Here is a 25,197-nt window from a genome sequence, read left to right on the forward strand (position 1 = left end):
TTGATGGCCAAACCAGCAAGCGAAACCCCCATCATAATGATACGCGTGATTTTAGCGCTACTCGTTGATAAAAAACAACCAAAATCAACATTTTGTCAGCAGGTCAGCAGAATAATAGCAATGTGAAACAAAAGCTTGCTAATATTGGCAGAAAATGACGGCTTAGGGTAAATATGCGTAATAAAGACGAAGTTCGGGTAGGTGTTGGCGTGATCATTGTGCGTGAAGGAAAAATATTGCTCGGAAAGCGAATTGGTGCGCATGGCGCCCAAACTTGGGCAACGCCTGGAGGGCATTTAGATTTTACCGAAACCCCTGAGCAGTGCGCAGCTCGTGAAGTGTATGAAGAGACTGGTTTAGTATTGGGAGCGGTAAAAAAACTCGGTTTTACCAATGATATCTTTAAGTTGGAAAACAAGCATTATGTCACCTTATTTATGTTGGGTGAAAGTGAGCAAGGTGAAGCACATATTATGGAGCCAACAAAGTGCTTGCGATGGCAATGGTTTGATATGGATATACTGCCGGAGCCCCTGTTCTTGCCGTTGGTTAATTTACTGAAGGAACACAATGATCTGAAACAATTTATGAGCGTGCTATAAAGCATGCTGACAGGGGGAAGTTACAGAATGCGTTAGAGTAAAGCGAATCGTTATATAAGGGGGAACGTACAGTACTAGCCCAATCATGGATATTCTTATTTTCACCATATAATTAATAGCTTATCAATGCTTATGATTATCGAATTAATACTTATGATCACCGAATCGCCCTATAAATCAACCTTGTTAGGTGTTGAAATAGAAACACTTTTAATACCTTTACTATGGCGATAACGTATGTCAAATCACCCACCAGCCCCATTTCACGATAAAGTAGTATTTATCAGTGGTGCAGCGTCAGGAATGGGAAAAGCTGCCGCCCTAGCTTATGCTCAACAGGGGGCTAAGTTGGCGTTACTTGATATCAATGAATATGCCTTAATTCTGCTGGTTGAGTCATTGGAGTGTGAGGTACTCTCTTTTGCTGGCGACATTTCCGATGAGGCGTTTATTGTTGATGTATTTGCGCAAATAGATGCGCATTGGCATCGAGTTGATGTTGCCTTTAACAATGCGGGGTATGGCGTAATGCGTTCTGTTATTGAGTGTACCAGTGAACAATGGGATCAAGTACAGAATATTAATTTGAAAGGTACTTGGTTGTGCGTACGGGAGCAACTAAAACTCATGTATCAGCAAGGTTCTGGCTCCATTGTCAATAATGCCTCGGTGTTAGGGCTTACAGCTGCAAAAGGTGCCGATGCCGCTTATTGTGTTGCGAAACATGGCGTGGTTGGACTAACTAAAATGGCGGCATTGGAAAGTGCTGAGTATGGTGTCCGGGTTAATTGCATCTGTCCTGCAAGTGTCAATACACCGATGTTAGCGACTATGGCTGATGATATGCTTGAGCGACTGGCACAGTTACAACCAATTGGCCGAATAGCTTGCAGTGAAGAAGTAATTGCAGCCGTATTATGGCTCTCTTCAGAGCAAGCAAGTTATATGACAGGCGTCGCACTGCCTGTTGATGGGGGAGTATTGGCTGGGATTAATATGGTGTAGCGTGTATAACGGCCATCGTCACTGACGCCTAACTTATAAAATCGATGTATACACACAGCTTAGCATCTTTGTCATTAAACGTCGGAGACGCACTAATAAGTGCGTTGTGTTCATGTTCAAGCCAACTGGTCCCTTTGTAGATTGCAATATCGCCATCACATAAACTGTTGATAGTATGTGCTTGCGGTGGCTTGATCTGTGCGGTAGTTTGATTTTTCTGTAGTGGAAAGTACCGTGCGTCTTGTCGTTCAATCCATTGCTCTCCAGAGCCGCCAAGGCTCGATGTCATACGTGCGATCATTCTGTTTTCATGAAATGCAGGGCTGTGTGCATGCTGACAAGCGATGACTCGAAGGCCAATCTCTTCAGGTTGCAATAAGGTGTTGAACATTTCCAGCATGAGCTCGATGTGGCCCAAGATCAAATTACCATGGGGGGATGGCGTAAATTTGCTGCTGAGTTGTTGTATAAGCTTTGGGCTGATTTCCCCTTGATAGGTGAACCTATCGTCAGGATGACGCGTAACAAAACTCTGTGCGGCGCGTGAAAGAGCCCAACTTGCGGGCTGACAATAACATACCAATGAGGTTTCTGAATTATAAATATGCGGTAACACGCTGGCGTTGCTATCGATAATGTAGTGTGAGGAGTACTTTTGTATTTGCAAATTACTTTTCATCAGAATACGAAGTTTTGTTATGTGATATTATATCAATTTAACATTTAAATTGATGACTGAAAAGTATTTTAGGTTGAGACTGGACATTATCCTTTGAGAATGGGAAAGATGTGATACAGCTCACTTATGCTTGTGAGATATTGCAGTATCATCTTGATGTTGAAGAGTATGGTTTTGAATAGCTTTACCGCTGAACGCTTTCGTCTGAGTTTTTTGTAAAATATAGGACTAACATGGCCAATAAATGACGGTGTGCGTGTTATGTTTTTAGCATCATGATTTCGCGAAGTTGTGAGGGAGTCATACCTGTCCAGCGCTTAAAAGTGCGACGAAAGTTGGTTAAGTCGGTAAAGTTTAATTGCTCAGCAGCTTGTTCATTAGAGTAGCCTTTTTCACCAATACTTATTACCGCAAGCTGCTTTTGTAATGTGTCTTTGAGCGTTTGCATTGAAGTATTATGCTGCTTGAATTTTCGCTTTAACGTTGCGGGACTTATGTCTAATTGTTGTGCAATATCATCACAAACACTTTTTGGTTCTTGCAATAAAAGATCACATACATACTGGATAAAGCCGACAGCGTGTGGTGTGTTGTGTGCTTGCTGTAAATGATAGTGACACATGATTGGGGGAGTTGATACTTGTTTAACGTGAAGTAATTCATTTGGAATACAAAGACTGAAACAAGGGTAGTCAAACTGATATTGAATCGCTAAGTGGGCATAATATTGCTCAATATGTTTAGGTTTGCTGAAAGGCAGTTTGATCGTTATCTTATTAACAAAACCGAACCGCCATTTACATAAAGCGCTAATTTGCGCTGTGATCATCTCGAAGTAAAATGCAGCAACTAAAGGAGGGGGGGTGGCAATTGCAAAGTTAAGGATATAGTGGGTGTGAGTTTGGCTTCGATAGGGGACAAAGAATACAAATGGGCATAACTCAAACTGCTTAATTTGCAGCACACGGCTCATTTGCGTCAAGTGCTTGCTGTTTAAAAGTGCTTGTCCACTGTGACTCGTTTGATTGAATAACCAATGCTGACCAAGCAAAAAGCTCAGTCCGTCATCGGGCAATAAACGAACCGCATTACTTACGAGTGTATTGAGTTGCGTAAAGCTGATTTTTTTTTGCGGGTTTTGCAAATCTTCATGAAATAGCTTAGTGCCTTTTAGTAACCTGTTACTATTCACGCCACGTTGTATGGCGATTTCAACAATAGGTAACGCCAAAGTATGGCTTGTTAAGCATACCGTGTCGGTATCAAAGTAATGCTTCATGCTATTGATGCCTTACATTGCGCTAATCCATTGTTAAGCTGTGCAAGTAACCCGTCGAGGCTATCTGTATGTGCTGCTTCAACGCAATGCCAGCGTATTTCACTAAACCCAGTTATCACTTTTTTGTTGTTGTATGGCGTATGGTACGACACCATTTTTGTGACTTGCTCAACAACGTGTACTGCTTCTTGATAGGATGTATTGGGAAACAGTACAATAAAGCAATCGGAAGCGAAGCGACACGCTAAGTCGGTACTACGCAGATTTAATGTCATGATTTGCCCTATGTCGAAGAGCAAATTATTGGCTTGAATAACGCCGTATTGTTGATTAAAGCGTGTGAAGTCTTTTATATCAAATAACGCTAAGCAAAAGCCGTGAGAGTGGCTGTTTAGTAGTGCAAGCTCTTGTTCAATATGTTGCTTCATATAATCTGCTTTATATAACCCAGTAATGTAATCATTGAGGCCATGCGTTCGGTAAAAACGCTCTTTTTTCTGTAATAGGTGGTTGAGCACTTGTTGTTCATGAAACCAATAATACATCGCAAAACTCATCAGGATCATGCCAATAACCGCAGGAAAAGCTTCTAAGCTACTTAACCAGTTATAACGTTCTGAAAAGATAAAGAATTCATCTAAAAAATCTAATAACATGGAGATATGCATGGCACTTAGGCCAAAAAAAAGCAGATTTGTGACTGCGCCTTTAGGACGGGTAACGAGTGTTGCCAGTAGCCAGATCAAGGTCATAACGGCAATGCCCCCTTCTCCAATGCTGTCAATCCATTCAATCTCATCAAGGTGTTTGAGAGTCCCTAATTGACTCACAGTTAATAGCGTGAGCATTAACATCAATAGCAGTGTGCTAAGTAAGGTAACATGGAGTTTTATAAAGGGTTGAGGCATGGGGACCTTTGTTTTAACTAAATTATTAATCTGAATATGTAGGCCATATTATAAATTTCACTATTTATCTAACAGGGTCACTTTAGCTCACCAAAGTGGATGAATTTATGACAAAAGTTGCCTTTAAATGTGGATTAAGCCCCTTTTTTGCAAAAAAAAGCATGTTATAGGGGGTGAAATTGGCTCAAAATGACAGAAATTGGCTAAAAAAGTGCGTTATAAGGCATTTTTTTGAAACCGATATAATGTGCTGACATATTTCTTTCATGTGTTTTTTTTACCTTTGCAGCATTGCCGCTTATAGCGGGACAACTAACCTCCTGTGCAAGAGAAAATCACATGAAATTACAAAAACCGTCGAATTTTACCTATACAAAACTGGCGTTAGCAACCGCCGGTGTTTTATTTACCGCACAGAGTTACGCCAATACTCTGCAAGGTCGTATTAGCGACCATGATCAAGCCGTTTATTTTGAAGGAGCAAAAGTCACCATTAAAGAGCTTTCTCGCAGTGTCAGCTCTGCCAGAGATGGCTCATTTAGACTGGCGAATTTACCTGAAGGAGAATATACCTTAGTTGTAAATTATTTAGGTGCGCCACCTGTCGAACGCACAATTCGGATCCATCAAGGTGAAACGCTTAACACACATATTCAATTAGGCACAGGTGATGCTTTATTAGAAGACGTACTTGTTGTCGGGCACAGAGCAGGTCAAGCTGGCGCACTAAATAGACAAAAAAATGCACTTGGGATTAAGTCGATCGTAAGTAGTGATGCAATAGGTCAATTACCCGATCAAAATGCTGCAGAAGCATTACAAAGGTTACCGGGAATGTTTATTCAGCGTGATCAAGGTGAAGGTCGTTTTGTCGGGATCCGAGGCATCGACCCTAGCCTAAATAACGTCACCATAAATGGGGCTAACGTACCTTCACCAGAGTCTGGCGTACGCAGTGTCGCTATGGATGTGATCCCCAGTGAATTAGTACAAAGCTTAGAAGTGAGTAAGACCGTTACGCCAGATATGGATGCCAGTGCAATTGGCGGGAGTATCGAAGTGAAAAGCCTTAGTGCATTTGATAGACAAGGGCAAAGCTATAGCTTCACAGCTCAAGCAACTCATAATAAACAAGTAGATAAAACCAGTCCAAAAGTATCGGGTAGTTTTACCGATGTATTTACGCTTTCTAAGCAGTTTGATTTAGGAGTGGCAACGGCTTTGTCGTGGTCGGAACGTCAATTCGGTTCGCACAATATGGAAACGGATGGTGGTTGGCAAATGCTCGATGTTGAGGATACAGCAGGTCAATCAGTGAGCTTGTTTGGTGCTGAGGAAATAGAGCAGCGTTATTATGTGATCAAACGAGAACGACTAGGTGCAGCGTTGAACCTAGATTTACACTCTTCACAGTTAAGCAAATATTACTTTCGATCGTTGTTTAGTGAATTTTCGGATGATGAATTTCGCCTGAGAAACGAGTATAAATTTGCAAAAGGTACATTGGTTGCGGGTTCGAGTACATCAACAGCCGCGGTATATAGTGGCGCTGAAATGGACCGTGATACAAAAGACCGATATGAATCACAGACAATTATGTCTGTTGTACTGGGCGCTGAGCATCAGTTTAGTGATTGGTTTGTTGAATATAGCTTAGGATATTCTAAGTCGAGTGAGGAGGAGCCTAATCGTATTGATGCAGATTTTGCTGGTGAGGATTTAACATTAGGATATGGTAGTTTGGGTGATACCCCTACCTTAAGCCGCACTGAGGCTGCACATGATTTGAATTTGTTTGCATTAGATGAAGTCGTGAGAGAGAACAATAATACAGAGGATGAATCGACTAGTTTCAAAATCGATTTAAGTCGAGAATTCACCATTGCTGGTTTTAACAGTGAATTGAAATTTGGCGCTAAGTATTCAGAACGAGATAAATTTAACGACACACAAACGACAGTCTTTGATGGGGGCTTCGATGATGCAACAGCTCTGCAATTTGCGACTGTGGCGCCTGAGTACCACAGTGGTGATTTCGGTCCAGGGCTGTCTAGAGGCAGCATTGCACAATTTGTGATGCAAAATCATCAGCAGTTTGAGATTAATCAACAAGACACTGACATAGACAGCAAAGGTAAAAGTTACCAAATTACCGAGGAGGTTGTTGGCGCATATGTGATGATGACCCTAGATATGGGGCGCTGGCAGCTGATCAGTGGACTGCGCTATGAGGGCACTGATTTTAGTACTTCGGGTAATAAAGTCGAGTTAATCAAAGATGAGGTTGCTGATAGTGAACGTGTTGATATAACGGCTTGGCATGCACAAAAAGACTATCATCATGTGATGCCAAACTTGACCGCAAGATATGACGTTAGTGAACAGGTGTTAACGCGTTTTGCGTACACCAACACCATCGCCCGCCCGAGTTTTTCTGATTCATCTGCATTTCAAATCGTAGAAACGGAAACAACACAAGAAGATACCGGCATTGTGATTGAACGTCAGGCCGAGGTGGGTAATCCTCAATTGAACCCTTATGAATCCCACAACTTAGATGTGTCTATAGAGTATTACCCTGGTAAGGTTGGTGTGATATCAGCAGGACTGTTTTATAAAGACATTGATAACTTTATTAGCGTTGAACAAGTCCAAGACAATGGGCAATGGCAAGGCTATAAGAAAGTGACACAAGCGGTGAACGGAGGCGCTGCGAGCTTACGTGGGATTGAACTTGCGTATACAAAACACTTTGAAAATGGAGTGATGTTCTCAGCTAATGGGACCTTTATTGACGCTGATGACGCTTTACCCAACCAGTCAGATACCGTTGCTAACATAATGTTAGGATATGAGAGTACTACCTTAAGTACCCGGTTAAGTGCGAGTTATAAAAGCAAAAGTTTCATGTTTGAAGAAGGAAATGCACGCGTTTTGCAAGATGATCATCTGCAATTGGATTTCAGCGCTAAGTATTACGTCACAGATCAAACCCAACTGTACTTCAATGCCGTCAACCTAACCGATGAGCCTTATTATGCCTATCATGGTACTGCGCAATATAACTATCAATATGAAAGTTATGGACGCTCTTTTGAATTTGGCTTTACGCTCACTTCACTTTGATCCGAATTAAACACGAAAGGACCGCAGGTGTGAGCCTGCGGCTACAATATGAACAAATTTTCTTTAAGATATATTATTGCCGCTATGACCGTTTTAGCGGGTGGAAGCAGCGTAATATACAATGCCACAGCTCAACCTAGCGTCAACAACATTGCATTTTTAGCATTGGGCGATGGGGGATATCACGTTGATTATCCAAAAACAAAGCACATTTTAAATCCCAAAACCAGAACTGAATTTATTGCTGCGGAGAAGGCTGATTGGTTAGAGGAACATAGGCCATTAACTGAGTTTAATCATGCACCTATCTATGTATATCCAAACTCTGACATTGCCACGGAGCAAAGTGGCGCGATTGCGGTAGGTAAAGCAATGGCTGAATTGTGTACGTCTGTCTCGTGTGATTTTGCGATTCAATTAGGTGATAATATTTACCCAGATGGCGCTGATGCCAATGATGGTAAAGACGACCAAAAGCGCATGGATGATTTAATTTTAGCACCACTTAAACCTTTGTTTGAACAGCAACCGGAGTTGATTGTGTATTCGGCATTAGGTAACCATGATTGGAAAACATCAAGGAAAGGGGTGGCATTACAGACTAAATGGATGGATGCACAAGCAAACTTTTATATGCATGAAAAAGGGTATTACAGCTATAAGCAAGGGGCGCCTGGAAACGATGTAGAGTTTTTTGTGCTCGACACCAATATGTTATTAGCTGGACAGCATTACTATGAAGTACCATTGCGCGAAGACGGGTCTGAACAAGGCTTGGCGAGTGCGCTTGCAAACAAGCAAGCGAGTATAGAAGATATTGAAAAACATGAAACACCAATTAATGGAGAGGATCATAGACAGCTTGCATGGTTAGCCAATGGTTTAAAACACTCTAGTGCAAAATGGAAAGTAGTGTATGGTCACCATATTTTATGGTCAATTGGTGGAAGTAAATATGATGAAGGGCATGTGTTAAGGCGCTTGATTCTCCCTGAATTGTGTCAATATGCAGATGCATATATTGCAGGGCATGAGCATGACCTAGAGCTACTCACGGATGATTGTAGTCGAGTATTACCTGGTAATAACCTGCCCAAATTACCATTGATTATTAGTGGTGCGGCTTCAAAAATGCGCGGTAAACATACTCCGTTCGCTGAGCAACAAGAGCGGCGTTATGCAGAATATGATTTGGTGTGGTCGAAAAGTTTTGTGTGGGGTTTTGCACATATTGAGCTTAACAATCTGGCTGATGAACTCAAGGTCGGTTTTTATACTACGCCACATTCGGGCTCCGGAGAGTTAGTAAAAGAACGTACATTTAGCTTTAAACACCGAAGCAAATAATACCTTACGACTACGGCACTATAAGTGACAATAAATGGTAACAGGAGAAAGTGTGGATGATGAACGCCTTTCTCCATTTATGTTACTCAACAAAGGCTACTTGGCCCATGTTTTAATATATTAACGGCCTGTTTTATACCAAATGACATTAAATGAATAGGCAATTAGCACACCCAAAAGGTAGTTCGTGTTTTAAGGTCGTGATTGTTACTCACTGTGCTCAAAATAAATACGATAAGTTGACGACCAAATGGGAAACTCAACCTCCATCGCGTAGCAAGCAAAATGTGTATCATCTAGTTCACTATAGTTCAATAAAAAGCCAATTTTCTCTGCTAGCTCAGGATGTTCGGTTATATAATTTTGTGGGGACTCCAACGAGACGACTTGAAGCTGTGGAAAGTCAGGTAGTCGCTCAGTCCACATATCAGCCGCATTGAGTTTACCCTCATCGACTTTTTGATTGCCATGATAGCAGCCCACTTTAACATTGCTCGTGGCGTTAATTTTTTTGTCGACAAAGACCAATAATGTGAGCTTTTTTGCTGGATTTTTAATTGAAATACTGGTTGATGTGCATTGACTGCTGTGTGTGAGAGGGTTGACGAGCTCATCTGGGTTATTAAAAATAAACGTTGCATCGGTCGTATCATTGTTTGGAATATCGTCAAAGACCATGCCTGAGTTACTAACGGAGTAACTACTATAAGCATCATATAAACCAGACGATGAGTAACGTTCAACAATCCCCATGCTAAATTCGTTGGGTATGATCCGAGAGGCATGTGTTATGAGGGCTGGCTTGTTAAAGTCACTTGGATGAGGGTGACTATAAAATTGCACAAAAGGGGCTGCTTCCTGTGTTCTTGATATCCCTAACTTACTGATCATAGCAACTTCTTGTAGAAAGTTGGGGTTAGTTTGGTTAACGCTCAGAATATAACTGCAACATACATGTTCGACGCTAAAACCAAGTAAAGACTTTGCTGCGTAGTATACTTGCGCGCGGTTATCACTTTTTGATGGCGCATGTTTGGTGTGCATGGCATCCAGTTGTCGTTTGAGATCCGCATGGCTTGTCGCATGGCATGCTATGGCTTGCGCATAGAGTAAATGTGCTTTACTTAGCTTCTCATACGTTACGGTGCTGATGTACGGTTTGGATTTATCAATAAACTCTTCAAATGCTTTAACCCCCGGCAATGCACAAAGTACCTGATGCCCGTCGGTAGACTTTTGCGCATTAAAAATACGTTGACTGTTTGAGCGATGATAGCTTAGAAATTGCGTCATGCTATTGATGCTATGTACATGCGGTGATAACTCAGTGAGCACGAGTTTTAAAACACTTTTTATTCGCTCTCCAAGACGCATAAGTTCTGAAGAAGTTAATTGATTAAGTCCCATGATATTAAGCAGTTCGATTTATCATACTGTTCAGATTACATGGGACTTAGGCTTTTTAAAAGTCAGGTTGAGAACTTATAAAAATTTTATAGGCATTTTCCAACGTCAGTCCATGCGCCCCACGGACCTGATTCCTCAGGGTTTTCACCTTGTACCCACCAATTTGCCTGATATACCGTGTTATTCAGCGTCACTTTATCGCCAGCGGTATATACCGTTGAAGGCGACCATGGTTGAATACCATTACAACCAGAAGTATCGCCATTCGTTACCGTGACCGTCTCAACATGTTGACTCACTTGTCCTTGGTCATCAGTGACATTAAGTGTCACTTGATAGCTTCCAGGGGCTCGGTAGCTGTGGGTTGGAGAAAATTCGGTACTGCTGTTACCATCTCCAAATGACCAATTGCTAGCAACAATTTGACCATTGTCACGACTTAAATTGGTAAATGTGGCGTTCAATTTAGATGTTGTAACGGAAAAGTCAGCGCTCGGCAGCGGATCTGTGGTAACAGAGCAGGCTTTACCCTTTTTCCATACTTGGCTATATAGATCTGGTGCTGCTCCTTGTGACCACCATGTTGCTTCATATTCAAAGCCTTTATAACTGACTTTATCACCCAGTGCGTAAGATTGTGCTGCATCCCATGCTTGAACACCATTACACGGGGTTGTCGTGACACCTATCTCTACTAATTTAGAGGTTGTATGTGTTTGCTGGGCAGTATCAGTCACAGTTAGGCTGACAGTGTAATTACCTGCTTGAGAAAACTGGTAGCTAGGACTGGCGGCATTTGAAGTCCCCCCTTGTTGATCGCCAAATGACCACGCGTGTGCGATGATTCCGTTATCGTCGCTAGAACGATCATTAAACTGTGCAGTGAGTTGACTGACTTGAACATCAAAGTCAGCAACCGGTAGTGCGTCAACGGGGTCTATCAGGCCTGTTTTGTCTTGTATCCAATTTAAATAGCTGGTGGTTCTTGTAAATGCAGTTGCGCCACTACAGCCAATGCCCCAGCTTACGGTACCAATACTGTAAAAATCGTTACCAACACGCACGGCATAGGGCCCGCCACTGTCGCCGTTACAAGCGGACTTCCCACCTTGGCCACCGCCACATATGACCGAACTTGGGATATTATAGTTGAGTTGGCTTGAACAACTGGCATTGCTGATCACTGGTAATGCAACTTCAAGTAGTCGATCACTTGGACGGCCTCTGTTTGAGGTTAACCCCCATCCAGATACGGTTACAGAGTTACCGATATTTGCGTATTGTTGCTCTATGTCGGCGGTTGGAAGCTTAGCTGGCGTATATTTGGCATCAGCCGGCGAAGCTAATCGTAAAACGGCAATGTCGTAACCTGAACGAATCCCATTGGCACCACGCCATTGTTCATGATTAATGATCTGAGATACCCGCAACACTTGACCATCATTTTGTGACAGGGAGTGCGCGCCCACTTTCACAGTCAGGTTACTGGTTGAAGCACTGTCTAAACAATGCGCAGCGGTGAGTACCCAATCTCGGCTTAACAGAGTGCCGCCACAGCCTTGACGACCATTCATCAACAGCGCAACTTGGTAGGGTCTAGAGTATGCCGGTGTTTCACTACCACCAACGATATTTGGCGTGATATCCAATTCTGAGGCGCTAATACCAGCGCTCAAAAGTGAGGTAAATACTGCCAGTGCAGAAAGTGTAATTTTCATGTTATATCCTTAGATTCTCATTATTGAGTAATCTAGAAATAATCTGAGATATACCTTGGGTGCAATAGGTGGCTGATAATTTACTCATGGTCAGACCTGTTTATTTGGAAGGATACAAAGCGAAATAAGCAGCAAGAACAGAGCTCTATATGTAACCAATTGTTTACAATAGGGGGTAGCGACTAAATCGAATGAAATTCAAACAGAATGAGTTTAAAGACGAAATCATCAATTTATTGGCGTGGTTTCATCTGTCGTATCGTTAGGTGTAGGGTTAATTAAGTTTAACAGTCAGCTGGTGTTGTGCATTTATGGCATAATGGGTGATATTGCAATTTAAATGTTGAAATATCCTCTGAAGACACAGTCAGCGTCTATGGTCGATTAGGTTATGAGGAGTAGTAATGGAATTGAACAACGCATCGTCGGTATCTGAAAATGAATCAGATGAAATCAAATTTTATGTCGTTTCACAGAGAAAGTTCTTAATTTTATTCATAGCGACAATGGGAATGTACGGTGTGTATTGGTTTTTTAAGCATTGGAATGAGTATAAAAAAAGTACCAATGATGATATGTGGCCTATTGCGCGAGGAATTTTTTCTATATTTTTTACCCACGCTTTATTCGCTCTTTTTGAAATGAAGTATGAGCATAAAACGGGAAGTGCACCTAAAAGTATTAACCATTTAGCAACGATATACGTGGTGGTTGTAATTGGCAGTAATATTAGTAGTCAATTGTCTGATCATGGTTATGGTAATCCGATCACACTATGTTTAGGGCTGCTGATGTATCCGATATCATGCTGGGTTTTGTACCAAGCGCAGTCGTTGGCGAATTATGCCGGTGAAGATGTTAATGGGGCATCAAACAGTAAACTCACTGCGTTAAATTATGTGTGGCTGATACTCGGTTCTTTATTATGGGGACTGATGATTATAGGTATATACGTTACGCTCATAAACACGTAAATCCACGGCCGATAATATATAAATAAAGATTAAACACTCACAGTGCGGTTGCTTTTACGACCGCAAATTTTATTGATTAAGTTACATTTAGGTTTTTGACTGAAGCCATTTTTGGGCACTATGAGACAGTCTTTGAGTAGCAGACCAAATTTACGTTTTTCTATGCAGTTTACTTTGTTGTTCACCCGTATTATGGGTTACGTGAGTACGGTACGTAACAGTTGCTCACTGAGTTGCTCTAAAATCACTTTGTCTCTTCTTGTTGCTGCGTAAGTACGTATACCGTAAATACCCATTGCTAAAAATTGAGCACGTTCTTGCGCATCAGGGTGTGCTGTAACTTCTTTATTTTGGATGCCGGTATTGATAATTGACGCTAAACTATTTTCGAATGAATTAAGGTTTTTTGCTAAAACAGTTGATACTTCATGGTCTTGGCCTACGAGTTCAGTTAATGTTTTGGTTAACAAACACACTTGTCCAGATTCTCCGTTTAAGCATTCTTCTACAATGACTTCAAGTAAAGCATGTAGCGCATCACGGGTGTTGCTATGTTGCGAAAAAAGCGTTTCAAATTGACGATTTCTATCGTGTTGATATTGCTGTATTGCACCGAGCAACAAGCCTTTTTTATTTTTAAATGCGCAGTAAATAGAACCTGGGTGTAAACCCGTGGCTTTGGTTAACATTTGCATACTGGTTTTGTTATAGCCATATTGCATAAATGTCGTCATAGCTTGACGTAATACGTATTCTTTATCGAACTCTGCGCTTCTCATATCATCTAAATATTACTTAATAATAGCGTTTATCATAACTTAATTTGATTACTTATTCAAAAATCACTCTTGAATGATCATTCAAGAGTGATTATATTAAATCCCATATTGAACAACCATTCAAAAATTCAAGACGTTTGGAGAAACACAATGACAGATGCATTATTTACCCCTTATAAACTGAATAACTCAATTACGTTAAGCAATCGTATTTTGATGGCCCCGCTAACGCGTTGTATGGCAGATGATAAATTGGTACCGACAGAGGAAATGGCTGCCTACTATGCGCGTCGCGCCGATACTGGACTTATTATTTCAGAAGCGACTATTATTCGTCCCGATGGTCAAGGGTATCCCAATACCCCAGGTTTGTTTACTGATGAACAAATCGCAGGCTGGAAAAAAATAACAACGTCAGTACATAATGCAGGAGGTAAAATTTTCGCACAGCTTTGGCATGTTGGTCGTGTTGCTCATCCATACTTTTTTGGTGAGGGGGATGTGTTGAGCGCTTCAAGTATTGGTATTGAAGGCTCGGTGCCACGTATGCGAGAGCTTACTTTTCAAACCCCAAGAGCTGCGTCAACTGAAGAAATAGCGCAATTGGTGACAGATTATGCGCAAGCTGCAAGTAATGCAATGGCAGCTGGGTTTGATGGTGTGGAAATTCATGGCGCGAATGGATATTTAATTGACCAATTTCTACACTATGCTGCAAATCAACGGGATGATAAATATGGTGGTACACCAGAAAATATGGCGCGATTCGCACTTGAAGTAGTCGATGCGGTGGCTGACAAAATAGGTGCGGACCGAGTTGCGCTAAGGTTATCACCAGGGGCATATTTTTTAATGCAAAGCCATAATGATGACCGCGCGGTGTTTGATTATTTACTCAGAGAACTTAACTCGCGTGATTTGGCTTTTGTTCATATTGGTATTTTTGACGATTCGATGACGTTTGATTACTTGGGCGGTCATGCATCGGATTATGTGCGGAGTATTTATACCGGCACATTGGTAGGAGTAGGCGGATATACAGCTGAAACAGGGGCCAAAGCAATGGCTGATGATCGCTTTGATTTGGTTGCAATTGGACGTCCTATGATTGCAAACCCAGATTATGTACACCGTGTAAAAAACAATGAAACACTTGTGGCTTATGAAGAAGGCATGCTACAAGAACTCGTTTAACAACACTGTGCTCTTACGTAATATGTGGGCACGTTAATCAATCTGGACATATACTTAAGTAAAATAGCGTAAGAGTGTGTCCAGTTGCCACTTCATTCACTGCAAAAGAAAATGACAAAACTACTTCATGGACGATATTTATTATCGCTACGTGAAGCATTTATTGCACTAATTCCCTATTTTGTGAGTAGTGCGTTAGCGATATTGGCATTAAATAGTGCACTGACATTCAATCTAGTATCAAAAGATAGCCAAATTGCACATGTAGTTAGTCATAGTGCGCAAATTATTTTGTTGTTTTTTCCTGTTGTTGTCAGTATTTCTATTGGCTTTTTCTTGACCAAAAATTATGCTCAAAGCGGTATTGTAGGCGCATTATTAGCGGTATTATGTTTTGCTGTTCATGGTGAGTTTTTACAGCTGAACAAAGGTGAATTTACCTTGAGCAGTACATCGACAGCATATGCCATTATTCTACCCAGTATAAGTAGTTTACTGTTTATCTATTTAATGCGCACCTTGCCGCAACCAAGGCGACAATTTAGTGCGTTGAGTCGGTTTTTACGCGAAAAATTTTTAGTGATTCTCCCTTTTACTTTGGTGTTTTTTAGTTTTTATGTCTGGACCCCGTTGTTAGGAGATTTGGGATATTTAATTAGTCTATGGTTGGCACCCGATATATCTCAGGCCTCGGTCGCTGAGCTCACATTCCAAAGAATGATGGCCTCTCATACGTTTTGGTTTTTTGGCGTTCATGGCGACAATACGTTTAGTATGCTTTTTGAGGAGCCATTTTTAGCAGAAAATGTGGTGGCTAATTTATCGGCAAAAACATTTTATGACACCTTTGTATTGATTGGTGGTACAGGTTGTTTTGCCGGCTTAATTGTTGCGTCTTTCTGGCTGAAAAAAGGCACTCATGAGCGCAATGTTGCACAGTTATCAATCCCTTTTACAGCATTCAATTTTTGCGAGATCATCCTTTTTGCATTACCGATATTTCTCAACCCAGTGTTACTTATCCCATTTATACTTGCTCCAGCCATTAATTTTTTTATTGCATTTAATGTGTTGGAGTGGGGTTGGGTGAATACCAATAACCTAGAAATAAGTTGGATGACGCCTACCTTAATTAGTGGGTATCAGGTAAGTGGGGGTATATCTGGAGTAATATTACAACTGATGTTACTTATCGTAAATGCATGTATTTATTACCCCTTCTTAAAATGGCACAGTGAACAAATACATTATCAAAAAGCCCTTAATCAGTTAAGTGAGCAGTTAAATATTTCGGAGCAACTACGCTCTGCTAGTGAGTCTCAATTTATACAGACGCAAAGAGCAAAAGAGCGTTCTTCAAAAGCATTGAACAAAGTGTTAGAGGAACTGGCGCAAGGGCAGTTATTGTTGTACTACCAACCGCAAATTAGCCAAGTAACGGGGGGAATTGTCGGTTACGAGGCACTCCTTAGATTAAGAAAATCAGACGGCACGATTGTTGGGCCCTATTTTATTGATGTATTGGTAAAACATGGGCAAACGTCGATTATAGACTCATGGGTGATTGAGCAAGCTGCCGCTGATCTAGAGCATTTTGCATCACAAGAATATTGGCCGGTGATCAGCATTAATGTGAACCCAACACTTATCAGTGATGATAAATCGGTTTTGTATATTTGTGATCGTTTTAAAGACTTTCCTAAGCAGTTAAAAATTGAAGTGGTTGAATCGAGTTACTTTAACGACAAGTCAAGTGTCATTACCAATATCAACCGCTTGAAGCAGCATGAAATAGCAACCGTCATTGATGATTTTGGTACTGGGTATTCCAGTTTATCTATGCTCGCTGATTTGCCGATAGAGCAAGTGAAGTTGGATAAAGCTTTTTTAGATAAGGTAGCCACAGAGCAAGGGCGAGAGTTTTATAGTGCAGTGGTACAACTACTCCATCAAATGAATAAGCAACTAGTTGCTGAGGGCGTTGAGTCACAGCCACAGCTGAACTTTGTCAAAGGACTCAAGATAGAGGTTGTTCAAGGGTGGTATTATGAAAAAGCAATCCCGAAAGAGCATGTATTAAATTACTTTAATGATTTCAAAATGGTATGAAATGTAAGGCAATGAAAGCAGAGCTTCATTTGTGGTTTACCATAAAAAAGTATTGCATGTGGTTGGCGGGTTGTTTATAACTTACACAAACGGTACTGTTTACCAGTGCTAATCGTATTTTAGCAGGCAGTATATGCAAGAAGAATTACTTAATTCGGTGATTAAAATCACCAAAACAAGAGACGTCGACTCTTTGGAATATAGCCTCATTTCGACGATTCAAGAGTTTATCGGTTGCCAAGAAGTTGCTGTGTACAAAGATCTTCAGATACAAGGTGAATTAGCAATTGAAAGAAGCCTATCACTTAGAGTATTGACAGATAGAGAGTATGAATGGGACGAACGAGAAGTGGTACGTTCCCCTGAACCCGAGCTGGTGTCGTGTTTGCAGTCTGCGTGTATCATTACGGTACAATCGACAGACGGCGTTGAACGTCGTTGGTTACCCATTACGTTATTGGAAAAACCCATTGGTGCGATTGCCATTATTAGCAATGGTTTAAAAAGTTCAGATCAAGTACTTTTGAATGCATTTTGCCGCATATTTGAAAATTATTTGACCATTTTACATGAAAATGAAAGGGATAAATTAACCGGCTTATTGAATAGGCAAACGTTTGAGAAAAAGCTCAAGCAATTAATGGAAAAGCAAGTCATTAAACAGCATAAGACGGTCTGGCAAAGTGACTTGCGAAATCAACATCAAGGGGCGACTTCTTGGCTTGCAATGGTAGATATTGATCACTTTAAAAAGGTAAATGATAACTACGGCCATGTATGCGGGGATGAAGTGTTGTTACTGTTAGCACAAAAAATGCGCCAGTTTTTTCGTTCTAGTGATTTGTTGTTTCGATTTGGTGGTGAAGAGTTTGTGATGGTGTTTGAGCCGACAGATTATGAGTCTATCAATAAAAAGCTTAGTGAGTTTATGGAAGTGGTGCGCAGCACGCACTTTCCATTTGTAAAAAAGTTGACAATAAGTGTTGGTATGTCGCGTATTAGCCCCTATGATTTTCCAATAACCGTGCTAGAAAATGCGGATAAAGCACTGTATTACGCGAAAGAAAATGGACGCGATAAGTTATGCTTTTATGAAGAACTGATCGCAAATAAGCTTATTGAAACACATCAAGAAGGCAGTGATATAGACTTGTTCTAGAGCTATCTAAGCGCTTATAAATAACATAAACTGTGCCAAATGAATAAACAAATATAGCTGCTTGATATTGCATCGTTAATGCAGCTTATGATTTAGGTTTGGCACACAATGTTGCATGTAATTCAATCAAACCGTATGGAAGCGCTGCAAACGCAATTCCATACGGTACTTAAAACAGCACCTCTGAGTTCTCCGTTTAAAAAAGAGATTGTGTTAGTGCAGTCACCAGGTATGTCTCAATGGCTTAAAATTGGCATGAGTCAGGCGTTGGGGGTGGCTGCGCAGATCGACTTTCCATTACCTTCGAGTTTTATTTGGCAACTGTATCAACAATTTTTACCGAATGTGCCAAGCGAGTCACCCTATAACAAATTAAATATGACGTGGAAACTCGTCACTATTTTACCGGCATGCCTGTCTGATACGCGTTATCAAGAGTTATCACAATATTTAGAAGATGATGAACATGGCCTAAAATTATTTTCCTTGTGTGAAAAAATCGCCGATGTTTATGACCAATATTTAATGTATCGGCCGCAATGGCTTAGCACTTGGGATTCAGGCGTGGATACATTGATAGATGTAGACGTCAATATTGCATTATGGCAGCCAGATTTATGGCGTCGTTTAGTGAGTCATACCAAAAGCTTACAACAAAGTGACTACCATCGCGCGAATATGCATACTCAGCTTGTGGCTGCACTAGCTAGTGCTAAACCAGAAGATTTACCTGAAAGGATCAGTATTTTTGGCTTATCTGCAATGGCAACCAGTCAGTTAGAAATTTTTCAGGCGCTAGCAACTAAAACAACGATTTTGTTATTTTTCTTTAACCCCAGTGAGCACTATTGGGGAGATTTGGTCGATGAGAAAACACAAGCGAAAATTGAGGCGAAATATGCTAAAAAGCCAGAAGTAGACGCACAGCAAGGTGAGTATTACTTTATCGGTAACCCACTATTATCTTCATGGGGAAAGTTAGGACGAGATTATTTTGAACAACTTATACAATTAGATGCGCAGTGGCTTGATGGTTTTGTGGATGACTTTGATGAAACATTACTGGGTAAAGTCCAAGGTGAAGTGTACCAACTGGCTTTTAAAGGAGAGTCGTTGACTGATGATAAAGCGTGGTTTATTAATGACGAAGGTAAGTTGCCCATTGCAATTGATGATCGCTCTATTTTATTACAAAATTGCCATACTCCGCTGAGAGAGGTCGAATGTTTGCATGATCACCTGCTCAGGTTGTTTGAACAAGATCCCGCATTATCACCCAAAGATATTATAGTTATGATGCCGGATGTCGGTACCTATAGTCCTTACATTGAAGCGGTATTTGGCGGGGCTGGTGGTGAGCGATTTATTCCTTACGCTTTGGCTGATTTAGCTATTGAGCAAGAAAAGCCTATTTTGAGCTCGTTCATTACGCTGGTTAATTTACCATTTAGCCGTTTTGGCGTGTCAGATATCATCGATTTATTGGCCGTTACTCCGATAGCAGAACAGTTTGGTCTTGAAAATAGTGAATTTGACCAACTTAAGTATTGGTTAGATCAAGTGGGTGTTAAGTGGGGGCTCGATGCGGATCACAAGCAAGAGCATGAATTGCCTGCAATGGTGTTAAATACTTGGCAACATGGGCTGCATCGTTTATTACTCGGAATAACTAGTGCAGATGAACAGGCTGAATTTAATCATATTTTTCCAGCTGATCAAGTTGAAGGCATGGCGGTTAATACACTCAGTAAATTAATTCATTTTGTTGAAAGTTTATCGAAGTATAAAGAACTCTTGTCACAACGCACCCGATTGAACAGTAAAGCGCAAGTGTTGCGAGATATGGTCACGGAATTTTATCATCAGGAAGCTGAACAAAGTTGGGATTTACTCACACTTGAGAAGGTGATTGATGATTTGGGTAAACATGATGATAATCTTGATATGCAAGACACTGTTTCGGCCCAAGTGATCAGTTACTTGGTCAAGCAGGGTGTACAAGAAAAGGGAGTTGGTCAACGATTTTTAGTGGGGCCAGTTAATTTTTGTACCCTAATGCCAATGCGCGCAGTACCTTTCAAAGTCGTGTGTTTATTGGGCCTTACTGACGCAGATTACCCTCGCTCAGTACAGCCTATTGGATTTGATCTTGTACCTTATTCACATCGTCAAAAAGGAGATCGTTCACGTAAGTTAGACGATCGTTATTTGTTTTTAGAAGCCTTATTAAGTGCGAGAGAGTCGTTATATTTAAGCTATGTTGGCCGGTCATGTTTTAATAATGAGCCACAAATGCCATCGGTATTAGTCAGTGAGCTGTTTGAGTATTTAGATCGGAGCTTTTGCTATGAAGATAATACGACAAAGCCGTCACAACATTTATTATATAAATCGCCGCTGCAACCTTTTCATCCAAGTTATTATTGCAATGATAACCCATTGCAAAGCTATAACCCTGTCTGGTTGGTCAATCAAGAACCTTTGTCTAAACAGGTGCCAGAACCGCTCAATATTGCTGTGCAAGGTGAAGTTGAATTGCTTCAATTTTTACGCACTGTTATGAACCCGCAAGAAGCATTTTATCAGCAAAGTTTGGGTCTTCGATTACCCCAGCTTATGATGCAAGATAAGGATGAAGAGCCCTTTTTACTTGACACCTTAGACCGGTATTATTATCTGGATGAGTTGTTAGCTTTGTCATTGGCAGAGCAAACAATTAATGATAAGCAATTATTACAGCGCGGTAATCTACCACAGGCGCATGTAGGGGCAATTCAATTAGAGCAGTTGAATCGACGAATTGCGCCCATGGTTAGTCAAATTAAACCTTTATTAAAAGACCACAGAGCGCCTGTAGAGGTAAAACTCACGATATCAAATTGTATTTTATTAGGCTGGTTGGATGCTTTGTATGGCAACAAGCAGGTGTTTTATCGCAGCGCGAGTATCAAAGCGAAAGATAAGATCCGAGGCTTTTTAATGCACTGTATTGCGCAGTGTCAAGGTGAAGCGGTGAGCACATATATTTACGGGTTAGATGAGCAAGTTGTTTTTTCTCCAATAAAGGAAGAAGTCGCTTATAACTATGTACAACAGTGGTTTGATTTTTATCAGCATGCTTTAACTGAACCCGTGCCATTCTTTCCTAATTCTGGATATGAATTTGTGAGTTCGAAAGACATACATAAAGCGGCTAATAAATTTGCTGGTGGGCAGTATGTTGGTTTTGGAGAATGTGAGAACCCTTATGTAGCGCTGAACTTTTCAAATTTATTTGATGTAGAAGTAGAGTTTAGCCAATTGAGTCAACAATTGCTGAGCGCAATTATTGAACTTGCACAGGAGAAAAAGTATGAAGATACTTAATCCTCAAACGATGCCATTATTTGGACAGAGTTTAATTGAAGCGAGCGCTGGCACCGGAAAAACGTATACCATAACGGGGTTATATTTACGCTGCTTGCTCGGGCTACAAACAGATCATACGCAAATGGCGTTAAGTGTTGATCAAATTTTGGTTGTGACTTTCACCGAAGCAGCAACGCAAGAAATTAAAGAGCGTGTGCGTAATCGTATTATTACCGCCCGTGATGCATTGTTAGGTGCTCCCTGTGAAGATGAGTTGATAACAGCAATACTTGCACAAGTGAGTGATCAGCATGCTGCTTTTGCATTGTTAGATGCCGCGGCTAAATCTATGGATGAAGCGGCTATATTCACCATTCATGGTTTTTGCCAACGAATGTTGAAGCAACATGCTTTTGAGTCTAAAGTCGCATTTAATCTTGAATTCATTTTAGACGAATCTGAATTGATTATTGAGGCGGTAAAGGACTATTGGCGAGGGTTTGTTTATCCATTAGATAAAGACACCACATCTGCGGTGTTAGAGCACTTTTCAAGCCCCCATGCTTTGGTCTCTAAAGTAATGAAAATACTGAACAAGGGAAGCGCAAGTGTTACGCCTGAATTTGATTTACAAGCGGTACTTAATTGTCGTAAGGACTATCAATCACGGGCAGTTTCTTTTAAGAAAAAGTTATTGACGAGTGATTTTTTCAGTGTATTAACTGGTTCTGATTTAGCAAAAAATAAAGCCCCTGGGCGGGCTGCAAATATCAATGCATTACGAGATTATTGTGATAATGAGCCGTGGTATTTTGAATTCGGTACAGCGAAGCATTCATTTAATTTGTGGGCCGAAGAGACATTACAAGACTCGCAGTATTACAAAAAAAATGGTCAGTTAATCAATCATTCAATGTTGACTGAGTTTAGTCGTATGGCTCGGTTACATACGCAATTAAGCCAAGGGTTACCTTTGGCAATATTACAACATGCTAGTAAAACGGTGAAAGAGTTACTTCGTGCGCATAAACTAAAGCATGGTTTAATTACGCCAGATGACTTATTGAGTAATTTACACGATGCGTTGTTGGCAGAGCAAGGAGACATATTACGCACTAAAATTGCAACCTTATATCCGGTATCTATGATTGATGAGTTTCAAGATACTGACCCCACGCAATATGGTATTTTCAATCGTATTTACCAAGATCAAGATAACACCACGTTGACCATGATAGGAGATCCTAAACAAGCGATTTATGGTTTCAGGGGCGCAGATATATTCACTTATATGGCGGCAAAAGAACGAGTCAGTGATCAAGCAAAATATACCCTCTCTACGAACTACCGATCTGCACAAGGCGTGGTTACCGCGATTAATGGTATTTTTTCCGCCCATGAGCATAGTTTTATTTTTAATCAATCCATTCCATTTGTGAAAGTTGCCGCAAAGGGAAAGAGTGAGTCAAATCGTTTAATGGTGTTGGGTAAAGCACACAATGCGCTAACGTTTAGTGTCTTAAAAGACGACAGCGCGACGACCAGTAAAGCGGTTGCTTTAAAGTCGCTAAGTTCTATATTTGCTAAAAAAATCACGTTGCTACTAACCCAAGCAGCACAAGGGGAGGCTAATATTGGTGATGTCGCGGTTAAAGCAAGTGATATTTGTATACTGGTACGAGATAGAGCTGAAGCGAGTATTATCAAATCGGCCTTGCAACACCATGCTATCGCCAGTGTGTATTTAGCGAGAGACAGTATTTTTAAACAACCCATTGCTTTAGCGCTCTTACAGTTTTTAACCGTGTTACATGGTAGCTACGATGAAGCTGCGTTACGAGGGGTATTAGCAAGCCCACTGTTTTCCTTACATCATCAGGAGATTTATGAACTCCGTGAGCAAGAAACTGCATGGCAATGTTATTTAGATCAGTTTGCCCAGTTACAGCGTATTTGGCATAAGCAGGGTGCAATGGCAATGTTAGAGCAGCTGCTTATGGATAATCAACTGCCTAGGTTGTGGAAAAGTAATGATTATTTGGTTGAGCGATGGCTAACAGATTATCGTCATCTATCGGAATTGTTGCAGCAAAAGCAAATTGAATTGGATGGCACATTGCGTGTATTACGTTGGTTTTCAGCACAATGTAGCGACGCACAACAAGACGCCGCACAAGTTAGACTAGAAAGTGATGCTGACTTAGTGAAAATTGTCACTATGCATGCGTCGAAAGGGTTGGAATACCCCATCGTGTATATGCCTTTTGCAACCACATACAGAGAGGCTAGCGATGTGGTTTATCATGACAATCAAAAGCTCGTATACAGTGTATTACCTGACGATGAGCAACGCGCGCAGGCCGAAAAAGAACGTCTTGCTGAAGATATACGTTTACTTTATGTTGCTGTTACACGTGCAATACATCATTGTGATATTGGCCTGTTTAATATTGCAGCCGGGCGGACCAAAAAGCCAGGCATCAATCACACTGGGCTCGGTTTTGTATTGTTTGGTACACAGTCATTTGTAAATGCTCAGCAGTGGCACGAGCAATTAGTGCAGTTTTGTACAGCACATCCAGATACGGCATGTGATTTTATTGATGATACAGAGGATATTGAAAAAATAGGCGTTCAGGTTGAACAGCACAACACGCTACATGTTAAAAACGTAAAAACCAAAATAGACAGGCAATGGCGAGCGACCAGTTTTAGTCAACTAAGCTATCAAGCACATAATGATGAGCGGCCATTAGGCGCGTTAGATGAGAATCATCAGCTTGATTTACCTGAGCAACACTCAATGATTGCAGCGTCTGCCTATAGCTTTCCCAAAGGTGCCAAACCCGGTAGTTGTTTGCATGAGATTTTTGAGTTGATTGATTTTACACAGCCAGAGTCGCCTTCGAATTCTGCTCAAATCCCCTTATCAGACGCAGTGGAACAAAGCTTATTGAAGTATAGAATCGATGAACAGTGGCAAAAAACAACGGAGCAATGGATCTCTGCATGTTTAGAATGCACATTAAATGAAGAAACGAATCTTAACTTAGCTGCTTTGACTCCTGCGGATTGTTTGGTGGAAATGGAGTTTTATTTACCTCTGGCCCCACTGAATGCTCCAATGCTTAATAAGTTACTGTTAGAAATAACAGGGCAAAGTAGTCATTTACAGTTTGAACAGGTTAAAGGCTTACTCAAAGGGTTTATTGATTTAATATTTATCCATAATGGGCAGTATTTTATATTGGACTATAAATCGAATTACTTGGGAGATAGTGCTTTAGATTATCAAAAAGACAACTTACGCTCTGCAATGGACGCACATCAATACCACTTACAGTATCTTATTTATTCTGTTGCATTACATCGGCTGTTACAACAGCGTCTTCCAGATTATGACCCTAATGTGCATTTAGGTGGTGTGTATTATTTATTTTTAAGGGCTTTACCAGATGCGTCGGGCGTATTCTTTAATAAGTTAACGATACCGCAATTAATGTCATTAGATGCATTATTTTCTGAAGGAACTTTGTGATGAGCCAGTTAGACTTATTTGCCGC

General features: G+C 40.9%; 16 protein-coding genes. 10 read left to right on the top strand and 6 right to left on the bottom strand.

The window, feature by feature from the left end; all coding sequences use genetic code 11:
* Positions 1 to 173 precede the first annotated feature (173 nt).
* Positions 174 to 602 (top strand): nucleotide triphosphate diphosphatase NUDT15, encoded by a 429-nt coding sequence (locus PAUR_RS06525; RefSeq protein ID WP_192506988.1) that lies wholly within the window; start codon positions 174 to 176, stop codon positions 600 to 602.
* 237 nt (positions 603 to 839) lie between these two features.
* On the top strand, positions 840 to 1,607 hold the full coding sequence (locus PAUR_RS06530) for an SDR family NAD(P)-dependent oxidoreductase (protein ID WP_192506989.1): 768 nt from the start codon (positions 840 to 842) through the stop codon (positions 1,605 to 1,607).
* A 28-nt stretch (positions 1,608 to 1,635) separates the two neighbouring features.
* Here the strand turns inward: PAUR_RS06530 and PAUR_RS06535 are convergent, their stop codons facing one another.
* The 3 genes from PAUR_RS06535 to PAUR_RS06545 form a co-directional block, all read right to left on the bottom strand.
* Positions 1,636 to 2,286, bottom strand: coding sequence for a DUF1826 domain-containing protein (locus PAUR_RS06535; protein ID WP_192506990.1), 651 nt, complete (start codon positions 2,284 to 2,286; stop codon positions 1,636 to 1,638).
* Positions 2,287 to 2,545: 259 nt separating this feature from the next.
* Positions 2,546 to 3,565, bottom strand: a complete 1,020-nt coding sequence (locus PAUR_RS06540; protein ID WP_192506991.1) for an AraC family transcriptional regulator — start codon at positions 3,563 to 3,565, stop codon at positions 2,546 to 2,548.
* Positions 3,562 to 4,473, bottom strand: a complete 912-nt coding sequence (locus PAUR_RS06545) for a GGDEF domain-containing protein (protein ID WP_192506992.1) — start codon at positions 4,471 to 4,473, stop codon at positions 3,562 to 3,564. Before PAUR_RS06545 ends, PAUR_RS06540 begins: the two co-directional genes overlap by 4 nt.
* A 339-nt stretch (positions 4,474 to 4,812) precedes the next feature.
* Between PAUR_RS06545 and PAUR_RS06550 the strand changes: the two genes are divergently transcribed.
* Together PAUR_RS06550 and PAUR_RS06555 are read left to right on the top strand one after the other, a co-directional pair.
* Positions 4,813 to 7,599 carry a TonB-dependent receptor gene (locus tag PAUR_RS06550; protein WP_192506993.1) on the top strand — a complete coding sequence of 929 codons (2,787 nt, stop codon included), beginning with the start codon at positions 4,813 to 4,815 and terminating at the stop codon, positions 7,597 to 7,599.
* A gap of 84 nt (positions 7,600 to 7,683) precedes the next feature.
* A complete protein-coding gene (locus PAUR_RS06555) occupies positions 7,684 to 8,946 on the top strand; it encodes a metallophosphoesterase (protein ID WP_225738394.1) in 1,263 nt (420 codons plus the stop codon).
* Positions 8,947 to 9,153: 207 nt separating this feature from the next.
* Here the strand turns inward: PAUR_RS06555 and PAUR_RS06560 are convergent, their stop codons facing one another.
* Together PAUR_RS06560 and PAUR_RS06565 are read right to left on the bottom strand one after the other, a co-directional pair.
* On the bottom strand, positions 9,154 to 10,353 hold the full coding sequence (locus PAUR_RS06560; protein WP_192506995.1) for a hypothetical protein: 1,200 nt from the start codon (positions 10,351 to 10,353) through the stop codon (positions 9,154 to 9,156).
* An 86-nt stretch (positions 10,354 to 10,439) separates the two neighbouring features.
* Positions 10,440 to 12,071 (bottom strand): trypsin-like serine protease, encoded by a 1,632-nt coding sequence (locus PAUR_RS06565; protein WP_192506996.1) that lies wholly within the window; start codon positions 12,069 to 12,071, stop codon positions 10,440 to 10,442.
* Between the two features lie 404 nt (positions 12,072 to 12,475).
* Here PAUR_RS06565 and PAUR_RS06570 point away from each other — a divergent pair, with 404 nt between their 5' ends.
* A complete protein-coding gene (locus tag PAUR_RS06570) occupies positions 12,476 to 13,045 on the top strand; it encodes a hypothetical protein (RefSeq protein ID WP_192506997.1) in 570 nt (189 codons plus the stop codon).
* Between the two features lie 197 nt (positions 13,046 to 13,242).
* Here PAUR_RS06570 and PAUR_RS06575 read toward each other — a convergent pair whose 3' ends face one another.
* Complete coding sequence (locus tag PAUR_RS06575; RefSeq protein WP_192506998.1) at positions 13,243 to 13,824, bottom strand: TetR/AcrR family transcriptional regulator; 582 nt, start codon at positions 13,822 to 13,824, stop codon at positions 13,243 to 13,245.
* A gap of 150 nt (positions 13,825 to 13,974) precedes the next feature.
* On the opposite strand from PAUR_RS06575, the gene PAUR_RS06580 reads away from it, so the two are divergent.
* From PAUR_RS06580 to recB, 5 genes are all read left to right on the top strand, one after another.
* A complete protein-coding gene (locus PAUR_RS06580) occupies positions 13,975 to 15,018 on the top strand; it encodes an alkene reductase (RefSeq protein WP_192506999.1) in 1,044 nt (347 codons plus the stop codon).
* A 111-nt stretch (positions 15,019 to 15,129) separates the two neighbouring features.
* Complete coding sequence (locus PAUR_RS06585; protein ID WP_225738300.1) at positions 15,130 to 17,127, top strand: EAL domain-containing protein; 1,998 nt, start codon at positions 15,130 to 15,132, stop codon at positions 17,125 to 17,127.
* A 133-nt stretch (positions 17,128 to 17,260) separates the two neighbouring features.
* On the top strand, positions 17,261 to 18,286 hold the full coding sequence (locus tag PAUR_RS06590) for a GGDEF domain-containing protein (RefSeq protein WP_192507001.1): 1,026 nt from the start codon (positions 17,261 to 17,263) through the stop codon (positions 18,284 to 18,286).
* A gap of 108 nt (positions 18,287 to 18,394) precedes the next feature.
* On the top strand, positions 18,395 to 21,652 hold the full coding sequence (gene recC, locus PAUR_RS06595; protein ID WP_192507002.1) for an exodeoxyribonuclease V subunit gamma: 3,258 nt from the start codon (positions 18,395 to 18,397) through the stop codon (positions 21,650 to 21,652).
* Positions 21,639 to 25,172 carry an exodeoxyribonuclease V subunit beta gene (gene recB / locus PAUR_RS06600; protein WP_192507003.1) on the top strand — a complete coding sequence of 1,178 codons (3,534 nt, stop codon included), beginning with the start codon at positions 21,639 to 21,641 and terminating at the stop codon, positions 25,170 to 25,172. Before recC ends, recB begins: the two co-directional genes overlap by 14 nt.
* Positions 25,173 to 25,197 lie beyond the last annotated feature (25 nt).

It is taken from the genome of Pseudoalteromonas aurantia 208 (assembly GCF_014858725.1).
Taxonomy (GTDB): Bacteria; Pseudomonadota; Gammaproteobacteria; order Enterobacterales; family Alteromonadaceae; genus Pseudoalteromonas; species Pseudoalteromonas aurantia.

Bases quoted from the DNA above. Each gene is read 5' to 3' on its own strand.
- recB (WP_192507003.1), top strand. From the start codon at position 21,639: ATGAAGATACTTAATCCTCAAACGATGCCATTATTTGGACAGAGTTTA.
- PAUR_RS06525 (WP_192506988.1), top strand. From the start codon at position 174: ATGCGTAATAAAGACGAAGTTCGGGTAGGTGTTGGCGTGATCATTGTG.
- PAUR_RS06545 (WP_192506992.1), bottom strand. From the start codon at position 4,473: ATGCCTCAACCCTTTATAAAACTCCATGTTACCTTACTTAGCACACTG.
- PAUR_RS06535 (WP_192506990.1), bottom strand. From the start codon at position 2,286: ATGAAAAGTAATTTGCAAATACAAAAGTACTCCTCACACTACATTATC.
- recC (WP_192507002.1), top strand. From the start codon at position 18,395: ATGTTGCATGTAATTCAATCAAACCGTATGGAAGCGCTGCAAACGCAA.
- PAUR_RS06530 (WP_192506989.1), top strand. From the start codon at position 840: ATGTCAAATCACCCACCAGCCCCATTTCACGATAAAGTAGTATTTATC.
- PAUR_RS06575 (WP_192506998.1), bottom strand. From the start codon at position 13,824: ATGAGAAGCGCAGAGTTCGATAAAGAATACGTATTACGTCAAGCTATG.
- PAUR_RS06555 (WP_225738394.1), top strand. From the start codon at position 7,684: ATGACCGTTTTAGCGGGTGGAAGCAGCGTAATATACAATGCCACAGCT.
- PAUR_RS06550 (WP_192506993.1), top strand. From the start codon at position 4,813: ATGAAATTACAAAAACCGTCGAATTTTACCTATACAAAACTGGCGTTA.
- PAUR_RS06585 (WP_225738300.1), top strand. From the start codon at position 15,130: ATGACAAAACTACTTCATGGACGATATTTATTATCGCTACGTGAAGCA.
- PAUR_RS06570 (WP_192506997.1), top strand. From the start codon at position 12,476: ATGGAATTGAACAACGCATCGTCGGTATCTGAAAATGAATCAGATGAA.
- PAUR_RS06565 (WP_192506996.1), bottom strand. From the start codon at position 12,071: ATGAAAATTACACTTTCTGCACTGGCAGTATTTACCTCACTTTTGAGC.
- PAUR_RS06540 (WP_192506991.1), bottom strand. From the start codon at position 3,565: ATGAAGCATTACTTTGATACCGACACGGTATGCTTAACAAGCCATACT.
- PAUR_RS06560 (WP_192506995.1), bottom strand. From the start codon at position 10,353: ATGGGACTTAATCAATTAACTTCTTCAGAACTTATGCGTCTTGGAGAG.
- PAUR_RS06580 (WP_192506999.1), top strand. From the start codon at position 13,975: ATGACAGATGCATTATTTACCCCTTATAAACTGAATAACTCAATTACG.
- PAUR_RS06590 (WP_192507001.1), top strand. From the start codon at position 17,261: ATGCAAGAAGAATTACTTAATTCGGTGATTAAAATCACCAAAACAAGA.